Annotated in this window: 12 protein-coding genes; 8 read left to right on the top strand and 4 right to left on the bottom strand. The window is 40.5% G+C overall.

The window, feature by feature from the left end; all coding sequences use genetic code 11:
- The first annotated feature begins 11 nt into the window (after nt 1–11).
- Together EL241_RS07675 and tpx are read left to right on the top strand one after the other, a co-directional pair.
- A complete protein-coding gene (locus EL241_RS07675; protein WP_036103854.1) occupies nt 12–518 on the top strand; it encodes an RDD family protein in 507 nt (168 codons plus the stop codon).
- A gap of 62 nt (nt 519–580) precedes the next feature.
- Nucleotides 581–1,078 (top strand): thiol peroxidase, encoded by a 498-nt coding sequence (gene tpx, locus EL241_RS07670; protein WP_003755559.1) that lies wholly within the window; start codon nt 581–583, stop codon nt 1,076–1,078.
- A 49-nt stretch (nt 1,079–1,127) separates the two neighbouring features.
- On the opposite strand, the gene EL241_RS07665 is transcribed toward tpx, so the two are convergent.
- Nucleotides 1,128–2,522, bottom strand: a complete 1,395-nt coding sequence (locus EL241_RS07665; RefSeq protein WP_036103855.1) for an MDR family MFS transporter — start codon at nt 2,520–2,522, stop codon at nt 1,128–1,130.
- An 81-nt stretch (nt 2,523–2,603) separates the two neighbouring features.
- A complete protein-coding gene (locus EL241_RS07660) occupies nt 2,604–3,227 on the bottom strand; it encodes a TetR/AcrR family transcriptional regulator (protein WP_036103856.1) in 624 nt (207 codons plus the stop codon).
- A 208-nt stretch (nt 3,228–3,435) separates the two neighbouring features.
- On the opposite strand from EL241_RS07660, the gene EL241_RS07655 reads away from it, so the two are divergent.
- The 4 genes from EL241_RS07655 to EL241_RS07640 all read left to right on the top strand — a co-directional run bounded on the left by EL241_RS07655 (nt 3,436) and on the right by EL241_RS07640 (nt 9,205).
- On the top strand, nt 3,436–4,749 hold the full coding sequence (locus tag EL241_RS07655) for a right-handed parallel beta-helix repeat-containing protein (RefSeq protein WP_052009063.1): 1,314 nt from the start codon (nt 3,436–3,438) through the stop codon (nt 4,747–4,749).
- A 125-nt stretch (nt 4,750–4,874) separates the two neighbouring features.
- Nucleotides 4,875–5,873: a class I SAM-dependent methyltransferase gene (locus EL241_RS07650; protein ID WP_036103857.1), complete on the top strand. Its 999-nt coding sequence runs from the start codon at nt 4,875–4,877 to the stop codon at nt 5,871–5,873.
- Between the two features lie 22 nt (nt 5,874–5,895).
- The gene (locus EL241_RS07645; protein WP_003755571.1) at nt 5,896–7,089 is read left to right on the top strand and encodes an acetate kinase; all 1,194 of its coding nucleotides are present in this window, start codon (nt 5,896–5,898) and stop codon (nt 7,087–7,089) included.
- 124 nt (nt 7,090–7,213) lie between these two features.
- Nucleotides 7,214–9,205: a GW dipeptide domain-containing protein gene (locus EL241_RS07640; RefSeq protein ID WP_077912698.1), complete on the top strand. Its 1,992-nt coding sequence runs from the start codon at nt 7,214–7,216 to the stop codon at nt 9,203–9,205.
- Between the two features lie 109 nt (nt 9,206–9,314).
- Here EL241_RS07640 and EL241_RS07635 read toward each other — a convergent pair whose 3' ends face one another.
- Nucleotides 9,315–9,773, bottom strand: coding sequence for a universal stress protein (locus tag EL241_RS07635; RefSeq protein WP_003755575.1), 459 nt, complete (start codon nt 9,771–9,773; stop codon nt 9,315–9,317).
- A gap of 156 nt (nt 9,774–9,929) precedes the next feature.
- Between EL241_RS07635 and EL241_RS07630 the strand changes: the two genes are divergently transcribed.
- Both EL241_RS07630 and EL241_RS07625 read left to right on the top strand, forming a co-directional pair.
- The gene (locus EL241_RS07630; RefSeq protein ID WP_036103862.1) at nt 9,930–10,361 is read left to right on the top strand and encodes an RrF2 family transcriptional regulator; all 432 of its coding nucleotides are present in this window, start codon (nt 9,930–9,932) and stop codon (nt 10,359–10,361) included.
- Nucleotides 10,358–10,930: a class I SAM-dependent methyltransferase gene (locus EL241_RS07625; protein WP_036103864.1), complete on the top strand. Its 573-nt coding sequence runs from the start codon at nt 10,358–10,360 to the stop codon at nt 10,928–10,930. The genes EL241_RS07630 and EL241_RS07625 overlap by 4 nt, the downstream gene beginning before the upstream one ends.
- A gap of 54 nt (nt 10,931–10,984) precedes the next feature.
- Here EL241_RS07625 and EL241_RS07620 read toward each other — a convergent pair whose 3' ends face one another.
- Nucleotides 10,985–12,079 (bottom strand): M24 family metallopeptidase, encoded by a 1,095-nt coding sequence (locus EL241_RS07620; RefSeq protein ID WP_036103865.1) that lies wholly within the window; start codon nt 12,077–12,079, stop codon nt 10,985–10,987.
- Nucleotides 12,080–12,094: the final 15 nt, after the last annotated feature.

Genomic DNA, 12,094 nt, shown 5'->3' with positions numbered 1-12,094 from the left:
GAGGGATAAAAATGACGGAACCACGTGTTTTTTACTACCGCCAAGCAGCCGCTGAAAAAATGCCAGCAAGCGAAGCGATACCCAAGCCTTATTTTGCAGGTTTTTGGATTCGTTTCTTCGCTTATATCATTGATCTGATCGCAGTAGGATCGATTCAAGTCATTCTGCTGACACCGCTATTCACAGGTGTTGGCTTGCCAAAACATTCCAGCCTTTTCAGTTTGTATGGTCTGGCGAGCGCCCTTCTTTTTCTAGCTTATTTTATCGTTTTCACTAAGCTGGGAGGACAGACACTTGGGAAAATGCTACTAGGGATCAAAGTGATCCGCTTAGACCGGAAGCCGCTGACATTCAGCAATGTACTTTTCCGTGAAGGACTGCTACGCTATCTGCAGAAAGTGATTCTACCGCTTTATTTGGTTGTCGCATTCACTCCGCAAAAACAAAGCATCGCAGATTTACTGGAGAATACGACCGTTGTCCATATTGGTTATTTAGAATTAGAGACAAAAGCATAATATTCGCTTCTTGAAACAGTTTTTCTTACAATAGAAGAGGAAAGTAAAAAGGAGGAATTTACATGGTACAAGTGACATTTAAACAAAAACCCGTGACACTCGGCGGAGAGCAGCGTAAAGCAGGCGATAAAGCACCTGACTTTAAAGTGCTGAATAACGCGAGCGAACCTGTAACGTTAAAGGATTATGCAGGCAAAACAAAGATCATCAGCGTTGTCCCATCCATCGATACAAGTGTCTGCTCCCAGCAAACGAGAAAGTTCAACGAAGAAGCTGGCGATTTAGAAAATACCGTGGTGTTGACGATTTCTGTTGATTTGCCATTTGCACAGCGTAAGTGGTGTGCGAACGAAGGATTACCAAATGCGATCACATTGTCAGATCATTATGATTTGTCATTCGGCAAAGCATACGGCGTTGTCATGGAAGAACTTCGCTTATTGGCGCGTTCCGTTTTCGTTGTAAATAGCGATGACGAAATCGTGTATAGCGAATATGTAGAAGAAGGTACCAACCATCCTGATTACGAAAAAGCGATCGAAGCCGCAAAATTGGCATAATTGCCATATAAATAAGCATGCAAGAGTTTACTCTTGCATGCTTATTTTTTTATTTGGCTTGTCTTCTCTTTAAAAACAGCCCAATAATCAATCCCAGTACAATGAAGCTTGCGAGCAGTAAGAAAGTATGCTGATATCCGATCAGACTGGCGCTTTTGATACCAAGCGTTTTATGCGCATCGATCTGCTGCGAAAGAAACACTGTCAAAAAGGCAACTGCCAGAGAATTAACGATTTGCATCATAACATTAGAAATCGGCGTTACCCTGCTAATGAATTGAATGGGCACCGATTGTAAAGCATGATTGTTTACTTGCATATTGACTAGTCCTTGGCCGAGTCCTAACAAAATAACAGCGGCTAGCAAGTAGGAAATCGAAGAAGATGGCTGTACTTGTGATAATAGGGACAAACTCGCCCCTGTCATGAAGAAACCTGGAAGCGCAGCAGCTTTGGTTCCAAATTTATCAAATACTTTACCGCCGATGATCATACCGATAAAGCTAGCAATGGCCTGCGGAACCATCATCAACCCGGCATGGAAAGAAGAGTACCCGCAAATCTCTTGTAGATATAGCGGAATTAGGAGCATGGAACCGAAAACTGCCACCTGATTTAGCCACATCAAAACGATCCCTTTTCTAAACTCAGAAATTTGAAAGGCTTTGACATGCAAAAGGGGAGCATCTGCTCGTAATTCGGTAATGATAAACGTGACCAGCATAATTATCCCTACTATCAAAAAAAATAAAGCTATAGGATTTTCCCACCCCTCGTCTGCTCCAACATGAATCCCATAAATCAAAAACGGAAAAGCAAAAGGAGAAAAGAGTGCCCCTTTGACATCGATTTTTGCATGTTTGTTTGCTTCGAAGTTCGGTAAAAACAGCACGGCCATTAAAAGTGCACCTGCGCCGATCGGCAAATTTATCATGAAGATCGTGTGCCAATCAAAGTGATTGATCAACCAGCCAGATAATGCCGGTCCAACGGTTGGTGCGATCAGCATCGGCAGACCTAAAAAGCCCATCATACTTCCACGTTTTTCGATAGGGATGATCCGAAAAGACATAGCAATACCAAGCGGTCCCACGACTCCTCCAAAAATACCTTGAAGAATTCGGAAGAGGATCAGCTGCGTCATCGATCCTGAGATTGCAGCTAAAAAGGAAGAGACGGTGAACAATACGACCGTCATAATAAAGACTTTTTTAGCGGAAAAACGATCTGCCAACCAGCCGGCATAAGGAATTACCGTTGCCATTGCAAGTGTATACGCAGTAATCGTCCATTGGGAAACTGCCAATGAAGAATGAAATGCCTGCTGAATATGCGGTAAAGCAACATTCATCACGGTCGTATCCATCATTACTAGAAGCATTCCCAGCGAAATCGTTAAGATCGAGGGGAGTACCTTTTTTAATTCAAAATTTTGTGTATCCATTTTTATCGCCTCTTATCATTTTTAGAACACTGTTCGATAAAAATACTAACACTGTTCGAATTAGTTGTAAAGAAAAACTTTTCAACGATCGGCTTCAATCTTTTCCATACCAGATAAAATTAATTGCAAGCCAAATTCAAACATGAATGGACTACCTAAACGATCAAAAATACCCGCTTTTTTGTAGGCAGTTAAAAACGGCAGAAATTTATAGCTTTCTTCTTCCTCCTCTGTAAATCGATTATCCCTTTTTTGGAAACGCTCGCTATCAATCTTAAACGTACAAATATAATTCATATAGGCATTGATCGCAAAAAACTTTTCTTCGGGCTCCATTGTCAAATCACTTAATGTCATCAATAGAGTGTCTAATAATTTTAAATAATTACGGCTGGAAGGTGGATAATCCATCAGTAATTGAGCTAATCCTGGATAATGATCCAAGGTTGTTAAAATATGATGGGCATATTTTTCTAAGCGACCTTTCCAGGTTCGTTCTTCCACAGGAAAAAGAATTTCTTCGCTTGCATGATTGATCAATTCTGCAAACAATGCTTCCTTACTCGGAAAGTGGTAATATAAAGAAGAGACAGTCATTCCTACTAATTCTGCCAGTTTACGCATGGAGAAACCATTTGTCCCATGGGATTGTAATAATTGCCATGCAGCGTTTGTGATCTTCTTTTGAGTTTCTTGCTTTTTCATTTTATTTTCTCCTAAAAATAGACTTTATATCTGTACATTATTATAGCATAGTAGAAAAGCAGCTATCCATAACTATTTTTGTGGCTATTTGCGGAGGATAAAAGCAGGAATCGATCAGTATTTTTAAAAATTGGTTGAACCAGTTAGGATTGTTGTCAAAATAGTAGAAATGAAGAAAAAAACTTTATTTTGGAGGGAGCATATTTAATTGAAAAACTGGATGATTGTAATCTGTATAGTGCTTGCGGGGGTGATTTGGGGAACGATTCCTAATCAGGCAGAAGCGAAAAAGGAATTGTTTGTTTCACCAAGCGGGAGCGATAACAGTAAAGGGACTAAAAACAAACCACTGAAAACCATTTCAAAAGCGGCTAAAATAGCTAAAAAAGGAACGGTTGTCACAATAAAGAAAGGAACGTATCCTGAGCATATCGTGCTGAAAAATTCGGGCACTAAAAAGGAACCGATTATCTTTCAAGCTGAAAAGCCTAATACAGTGAAAATAACAGGAAAGAAAAAAGGGAATCAAGAACAGCTGATCCTCATCAATAATAAGCAGTATATCCAAATCAAAAACATTGAATTGACCAATTTTTGGACAAAAAAAGAAGACTTCACACCGATCGCGATCATGGTCACGGGGAAATCCAGTCATATTCGGATTGAAAAAACCTATATCCATGACCTTGGAACCAAACATAAAAATGGCAATGCCCATGGAATCGCAGTATATGGAAATAAACCGATCAAGGACATTACGCTTGTAAAAAATAAACTGGCTCATTTGAAATTAGGATACAGCGAGGCAATGGTGCTGAACGGTGATGTGTCCACTTTTAAGATCACAGATAATATATTGACGAAAAATGATAATATCGGCATCGATATTATCGGCGGGGAAGGGGTCTCTGCCAGCAAAAAGACCGATAAAGCACGTAACGGCAGCATCCTCCGTAACAATGTCAGCTATCAATCCAGCAAACATAATCCGGCCTATAAAGGAGAACAGGCTGCCGGAGGTATCTATATCGACGGTGGCGAGAATGTTTTGATCAAAGGAAACACATCGCACAACAATGATATTGGGATTGAAGTGGCAAGCGAACATAAAAATAAAGTAGCAAAAGACATCCGTGTGCTGAATAATACGGTCCGGCAAAACAACTATACCGGAATTGCAGTAGGTGGTTACGATTCTAGCGTTGGCGGAATCAAAAATGTTGTTATTTCCGGTAACATACTTGCTGATAATGATAAAATCGGGCAAGAAGCTGGACAACTATTGATCCAGTCCCACATTACTCAATTAAAAGTAACCAATAATAAATTGTATAATAAGAAAGCCGGGTTTTTCATCTCCCAGGGAGAAAAAGAAAAAATCAAAGCGGTATTATCCGGAAATAAATACTATCTAAGGACTGGAGACAAGTTCTTGAGTACATGGCAAGGGAAGCGAATAACCAGTTTTTCTAAATTCAAAAAGCTTACCGCTGAAACCGGAAAAATAATAAAGAGAAAATAACAGACTGTATTAATTGATTTGAAAAACTGTAGTAATCTCTTTAAGAAAAAACCCTTTAATAATAAAGCGAATTACTGTATAATGTTTTGTGGTGTTATTAATGAAAAATAGTAGAGGTGTTACTTTTGACAAATTCAGTCGCCGAAGAACTTTTCCAAGTGCTCGACAGTACGACCGTCATTTTGCAAGACGCTTTGGAAATAAGCTATTTGGAAGCGTTGTATGAAACAGGAGAAAATTTGTTTCAGCACGAGGTGTTACAAGTAGAAGAAGTTAGTGCCGAGCAAGTAGCTGATTTGAAAAAAGCATATGCGTCGGTCGCGCTCGATGATTATACGCCAGAGGATATCCGCCGAGCACTTCAACTTGCGCTCTTAAAAGGCATGAAGCACGGTATCCAAACGAATCATCAAATGACTCCGGATTCGATTGGCTTTATTTTAGCTTATTTCATTGAGAAATTGACAAAAGAAAAAGCAGAAGTAGCCATTTTAGATCCAGCTTGCGGCACCGGTAATCTCCTCTCTACGATCACGAACCAGCTGCTGCTGACAAAAGATAAAGTCGTTCAGGCAACTGGTATCGAAGTAGACGATCTGCTGATATCTCTTGCCCTTGTATCCAGTGACTTACAAGGACAACGTACCCATCTGCTTCATCAAGATGGACTCAGCAATCTGCTCGTTGACCCCGCAGATATCGTCGTCAGTGATCTTCCGGTCGGTTATTATCCGGATGACGAGCGAGCAAATACGTACGAACTAAAACAAGCGTCCGGGCACTCCTTTGCTCATTATTTATTTATTGAACAAGGTATGCGCTATACAAAGCCAGGCGGCTATTTGTTCTTCCTTGTCCCAGACAGTATGTTTGCAGACAGTGAATTTCCGAGAGTCGACCGTTTTATCAAGAAACACGGACACATGCAAGGTATCATCAAACTTCCAGAGACCTTGTTTAAAAGCGAACAGTCGCGAAAAAGCATTTTGATCTTGCAAAAGCAGTCTGCAGAAACAAAAGCGCCGAAAGAAGTGCTGCTTGCCAACTTGCCGACATTATCTGATCCGGCAGTAACAGCACCGATTCTAAGCAATATTGAGAAATGGTTTAACGAGAATAAATAATAAAGGAGTAGAATAATTTATCATGGATAAAACAATTGCAATCAATGCGGGTAGCTCATCTTTGAAATTCCAATTATATGAAATGCCAGCAGAAACCGTCATCACAAAAGGTATCGTCGAAAGAATCGGATTAAAAGATTCTATTTTTACAATCTCTGTGGGAGACGAAAAAGTAACCGAGATCGTGGACATTCCGGATCACGAAGTCGCTGTTCAAATGCTATTAGAAAAATTATTAGAACATAAAATCATCAGCTCTTACGATGAGATCACAGGAGTAGGACACCGCGTCGTTCATGGCGGCGAAGTTTTTCCTGAATCCGTTGTGATCGACGACCAAGTTATCGAAAAAATTGAAGAACTTTCTGAACTTGCGCCGCTTCACAATCCGGCAAACGTTATCGGGATCAAGGCATTCCGCAAAGTATTGCCGAATATCGTATCTGTGGCAGTTTTCGATACAGCATTCCACCAAACAATGCCACCAGCAAGTTTCCTATACAGCTTGCCATACAGCTATTATGAAAACTACGGCATCCGTAAATACGGTTTCCACGGAACAAGTCATAAATATGTATCCGAACGCGCTGCTGAACTATTAGGCCGTCCAATCGAAGAGCTACGCTTGATCACTTGTCACTTAGGTAATGGTGCAAGTATCGCAGCTATCGAAGGCGGAAAATCAATGGATACATCGATGGGATTCACGCCGCTTGCTGGTGTTTCCATGGGAACTCGTTCCGGTAACATTGACCCGGCACTTATTCCTTACATCATGGAAAAAACGGACAAAACAGCGGAGCAAGTGCTAGATGTGCTAAACAAAGAATCCGGGATGCTTGGCGTATCAGGCATTTCCAGTGATTTGCGCGATCTTGAAAAAGCAGCAGCAGAAGGAAATGACCGTGCAGAACTTGCTTTAGAAGTATTCGTAGACCGTATCCACAAATACATTGGTTCTTATGCAGCACGCATGAACGGTGTAGATGCGATCATCTTTACAGCCGGTATCGGTGAAAACAGTACTTTCATTCGTGAAAAAGTATTACGCGGCCTAGAATTCATGGGCGTATATTGGGATCAAGCTCTAAATCAGATCCACGGTGAAGAAGCCTTCATCAACTATCCGCATTCACCAGTCAAAGTAATCGTTATTCCGACAAACGAAGAATTAATGATTGCTCGCGATGTAGAAACCTTGAAAGACCAAGCCTGAAAATAATAGAAAGCCCTGTAAGTCAAATAAGTATGTTTTGCCTTGCAGGGCTTTTTTTATGAATAACTTTAGAGAAAAACGGTCTGCTAACGGGGAAGGCAAGCCTGAAATGGGAGGACCTTGAGTGAAGAGAAAATGGCGAGTTACTGGAATATTTATTATTGTTTGGAGTATCTTGTTTTTAATAACAACAACCAATGTGTATGCAAAAAGCACGCAAAGTAAAGTGAAGTCAAGTGCAAAGGTAGCGCATGTCAGCTACCGGATCAAAGCGAAAAACAATTATGATGTGTATGCGTATCCGCGGGAATTAAAGGCGAAGAGCAAACGTTTGCACGCGAAAACAGCCAGCAAGAATACAACATTTTTCGCAGACAAAAAAATCATTACCACGAAAAAACACACGTATTTTCGACTGGTAAAGGGAAATGGTCAAGTATACGGATATATCGATGCAAGAGGAATCGCCAAATATGCAACGACATATCGCAGCAAAAACTTACCTAAAAAGCTATATCATTTTAGCAATGATACGAAAGATGTCTGGAATTATCCGGCTGGGACTGCTTATAAAGCGAAAGTAGTTTACCGTAGCAAAAAGTATTGGACCACCTCTTTCTATGTTACAAAAGAAACGACTAGAAAGAGCGATAATACCAAATATTATTATTTAAAGCAGACAAATGGCAAAAACTTCGGCTGGATTTATTATAAAGCAATGAAAGTTGGTAAGTATCAGGCGCCAGCTAAGCCTGCTGCTCCACCTGTCTCACCGGCGCTTCAGCCGCAAATATTCGCACAAGATCTTTCCGTACCGATCGGCGGATCTTGGCGGGCTGAGGGAAAAGCGTTTAGCCCTTATGACGGCATCGCAGCTCTTTTGAGTGAAAAAGGGGATTTCCACACGCAAGTAGAACCGGAAAAAGCAACGATCCTCTCCAACAATGTCAATCTATCGAAAGTTGGTAGTTATGTCATTACCTATCAATATAAGACGAAATATGGTACAGCTACTGCAAGATCCAATATCCACGTGATCAGCGGATCAGACACACAGGCACTGGAACAATTCAAATCAAGCTACATCACGCCGCTGGAAAATAATGAGAATAATCCTTTTCCACATAAAGCTGCAACAAATATGGATGAACTGTTGAAACCGACTTATCAATATAACAATCAATTCCCGACCAGCGCGACCAAACTGCAAACCTATAAAAATCTTGAGAATAAACCAACAGGTCAAACCTATGCCTCGACACTGATCTTGCCGACATCTTTAAAAGATAATCTCACGCTTTATAATCCGCAAAGTATTGTAAAAGAAGGAAAATATATGTATGTGATTTATGATGAAGATACGTATTACGGCAGGTTAGTACGATATGATCTAAGTTTTCCGCTAAAGAACATCGGCGATTACCGGCTGCTCTCTAAAAAAGCCAGTTTAACTGATCCATATTTGATCCGTTTGCGCGATTCCATCAAAATCAGTCCGAAATTTCCGACTGGTCACGGTCAGACATTGTCGGAAAGTGGCGGCACGCTATATATGTTGTCAGATACGACTACAAGCACAGGCGCACAATATAACACGGTTATCCAGAAGCTGGATAAAAACACGTTGCTCCCGGTTCGAGAGTGGTCCTTTAAACTGAGTAATCGTTTTTCAACTAGTACTAGCTACTATTATGTAAATAACTTTACTTGGGCAGGCAATAATGAATTTTATTTTGCTTTGAAAAGAAAAGCAAGAAGCGATGCGCGCTTTACTGGCTATCAATTTTACCGTGGAACAATAACAGGGAACAGCGTCAAAGTCAATCTGATCAAACAGAATTTGACGCAATATATCGGCTATTACATGCAGAATATAAGCTACAATCCGTTGAATGACAGACTTTATATCGTTTCCGACAGTATCTATGCCAGTTTCCCACGTGAGAAATTAAAAGAAGGAACGCTGGAAGGAAAAGATATCGTTTATACCAGACTTTTAAAAGATTTGGGTGCCAATGTCATCGAAACACAAGATATCACCTTTGAGGGAACAAATGCATATATTTTAAACGTACGTTATCCCGAGATCCTGCAAGCAAATAACATCACAGACTGATAAAAGAGGAGAAAAACCTGTATGACGGTTTTTCTCCTCTTTTTTAGCTGAAAAAATGGACTTGAATCGAAGGATCCAAATCCATTTTCACGATATTATGTTTATTTAATTAGGCTTCGTAAGTTGGTTCTTCATTTCTTACAACCAATACATCACAAGGAGAATGACGAATGATGTACTCGGAAACGCTACCGATCAATAAACGTTCTACAGCGTTTAATCCAGTAGCACCACACATGATCAAGTCAGCTTTGAAAGCTGTTGCTGCTTCTTTTGTGATCGCCGTTTTAGGTGAACCATATTCAATATAACTTTCTACTTTTACAACACCGGCATTAGAAGCATCTTCTTTATAACCTTCTAGCAATTCGTCCGCATATTCCGTTGCTTTGTCTGCCATGCTTGTGTCGTAATTGGCAACAGAAGAAAATGCTCGGGTATCGATAACGTGTACTAAACCTAATGCTGCGTCATTCCGTTTTGCCACTTGGACTGCTTTACGGAAAGCACTTTCTGCTTCTTTTGATCCATCCACCGCTACTAAAACTCTTGAATATTGTTGTAACATATTCGTTACCTCCCTAAATATCTTTTTATATTACTATTGTACCCCTTTTTTTATTGAACAAGCACAAAAACGAGAAAAAAATAAAAATAATTTGCTTTTTTGTTATATAAAGGATATTATAGATATATTAAGTCTACGATTGAAAAGGAGCTAATCATGAAATATTCTAAAGCAACCAATTATGCGCTGCATACGATGGTTTATCTCGCACACACAACACTGGAGAATACGCTCGGAGTGAAAGAGCTGGCAGAACGCTTTCAAGTATCCTCCACTTATTTGTCCAAAGTATTGACTACACTTGTTAAAGCGGGGTTGATCGAGTCTGTGTCAGGAGTCAAAGGTGGTTATAAATTGGCACGATCAAGTGAGACCATTACTTTTTTGGATGTTGTCCAAGCAGTAGAAGGGGCTAATCCGCTCTTTGTCTGTGGGATGACTGCGACTCCTGCACACAATGAGAAAATCTGTTTGATTGAAAATGCCATGAAAGAAGCGGAACAGAAGATGGAAGCAGATCTAGCAACTAAAACAATCGCAGGTGTGGCTCATCAAATGAAGTCCCTAAAGGAGGAAATGAAGAAATGAATAAGCAAAATCCCAAACTGGCGCACAAAATGGCCTACTTAGATAACCCAGAAAGGAATGCTATCATTAGTCCCCAAGAAATCTTCGAACTGATCTCACCGTCTGAAAAACCGACGATATTGGATATTGGAGCCGGAACAGGATTTCTCACTATTCCTGCGGCAAAAGCGTTTGGCGGCAAAGTGGTCGCTTTAGATATGGATAAAGATATGTTGGATATCATTGAGGAACGTGCAAAAAAAGAAGATTTAGAGGATATCGAATTGCTACTTGGCAATGCGGAAAATATTGCGCTAGCAGATAATTCAGTCGATACTAGCTTGGCTTCTCTTGTTTTACACGAAATGCACGATCTAAATAAAGTACTGATAGAATTAAATCGGATCACAAAAGCGAAGGGACAACTTATTTGCTTGGAGTTTGAAAAAGAAAAAGCCTCTGAGAAACACATGCATAACCGTATAAGCTCGAACGAGATGGAAACAGCTTTGATCATGGCAGGATTTAAACCGATTAAAAAATCTCATTTGGCTCAGCACATGTATCTGCTGGTAGCAGAAAAAGAATAAAAGCAAAAAAAGAAGCACGCTTATTATGCGCGCTTCTTTTTTATAGCCTTATACTTAACGGATAACTTGCAATCCTTTTGGATATTCTGTAAGTACTGTACAGCCATTTTCAGTTACGACGATATCGTCTTCGATCCGAACGCCAGCTACTTCTGGTACATAGATACCAGGCTCGATCGTGAAGACCATATTGGTTTGGAGAGGCATCTCGTTCGTTTCAGTGATCGATGGGAATTCATGCACGCTTGCACCTAATCCATGACCAAGGCGATGCGGAAAATAGTCGCCATAGCCAGCCTCGGCAATGATGTTTCTCGCTGTTAGATCAATATCTTTTGCAGTTTTACCAGCTTGAACAGCGGCAACAGCAGCTTCTTGGGCTTCTAAAACAGTTTGATAGATTTTTTCCTGTTCGGCAGAAATATCACCAAAGGCTACTGTACGTGTGATATCAGAACAATAACCTTTGTGAACGACACCTAGATCGAATAAGACGAGGTCGCCTTTTTGAATCTTTGTGTCACCGGGCGTTCCATGCGGAAGGGCGCCATTTTTACCTGTCAATACCATAGTATCGAAGGACATGGCAGTGACGCCTTTTTTCTTCATTTCAAATTCGATCTTCGCTACGATCTCCGCTTCTGTTTTTCCTTCTGCGATCTCGCTGACACCCACTTCTACAGCATAATCAGCAAGCAGTGCTGCTTCTTTTAAAATCTGTAATTCTTCTGGTGTCTTGATCAGGCGGATCATTTGGATTTTTTCTTCTGCATTGGCAAAGGCACTGTCTGGTAGAAGGGATTGAAGTATCTCGTAACGTTCTACAGTCATATGACCTTTTTCAACCGCTAAATTAGAGAGCGATGCACGGTTTTTTAATTGAGAAGTGATGATTTCCCAAGGGTTTTCAATGTCACTATAGCCATAAACCGGATGTGACCAGTCGCCGCCTTTGACGTCCTCGATCTCTAAACCAGGAACGAATAAAAATGGTTCTGCCTCTTGGAATACAGCTAGAGCCAGCACGCGTTCATGTGGTTCACTTACATAGCCGCTAAAATAAGCGACATTTTCTGGATTGGTGATCAAGCAAGCATCGATGGCTTCCTCTGTCAGCCAATGTTGTAACACATCAATATTTTTTTCCATGTCTAATCCTTCTTT

Origin of the sequence: Listeria grayi (genome assembly GCF_900638015.1) — a bacterium.
Classification (GTDB): domain Bacteria; phylum Bacillota; class Bacilli; order Lactobacillales; family Listeriaceae; genus Listeria; species Listeria grayi.
The sequence above is the reverse complement of the archived record's forward strand: the minus strand, read 5'-3'. Positions and strand labels throughout refer to the sequence as shown.

Coding starts and splice junctions, on each gene's coding strand:
- EL241_RS07675 (WP_036103854.1), top strand. CDS start 12: ATGACGGAACCACGTGTTTTTTACTACCGCCAAGCAGCCGCTGAAAAA.
- EL241_RS07620 (WP_036103865.1), bottom strand. CDS start 12,079: ATGGAAAAAAATATTGATGTGTTACAACATTGGCTGACAGAGGAAGCC.
- tpx (WP_003755559.1), top strand. CDS start 581: ATGGTACAAGTGACATTTAAACAAAAACCCGTGACACTCGGCGGAGAG.
- EL241_RS07645 (WP_003755571.1), top strand. CDS start 5,896: ATGGATAAAACAATTGCAATCAATGCGGGTAGCTCATCTTTGAAATTC.
- EL241_RS07625 (WP_036103864.1), top strand. CDS start 10,358: ATGAATAAGCAAAATCCCAAACTGGCGCACAAAATGGCCTACTTAGAT.
- EL241_RS07630 (WP_036103862.1), top strand. CDS start 9,930: ATGAAATATTCTAAAGCAACCAATTATGCGCTGCATACGATGGTTTAT.
- EL241_RS07635 (WP_003755575.1), bottom strand. CDS start 9,773: ATGTTACAACAATATTCAAGAGTTTTAGTAGCGGTGGATGGATCAAAA.
- EL241_RS07660 (WP_036103856.1), bottom strand. CDS start 3,227: ATGAAAAAGCAAGAAACTCAAAAGAAGATCACAAACGCTGCATGGCAA.
- EL241_RS07665 (WP_036103855.1), bottom strand. CDS start 2,522: ATGGATACACAAAATTTTGAATTAAAAAAGGTACTCCCCTCGATCTTA.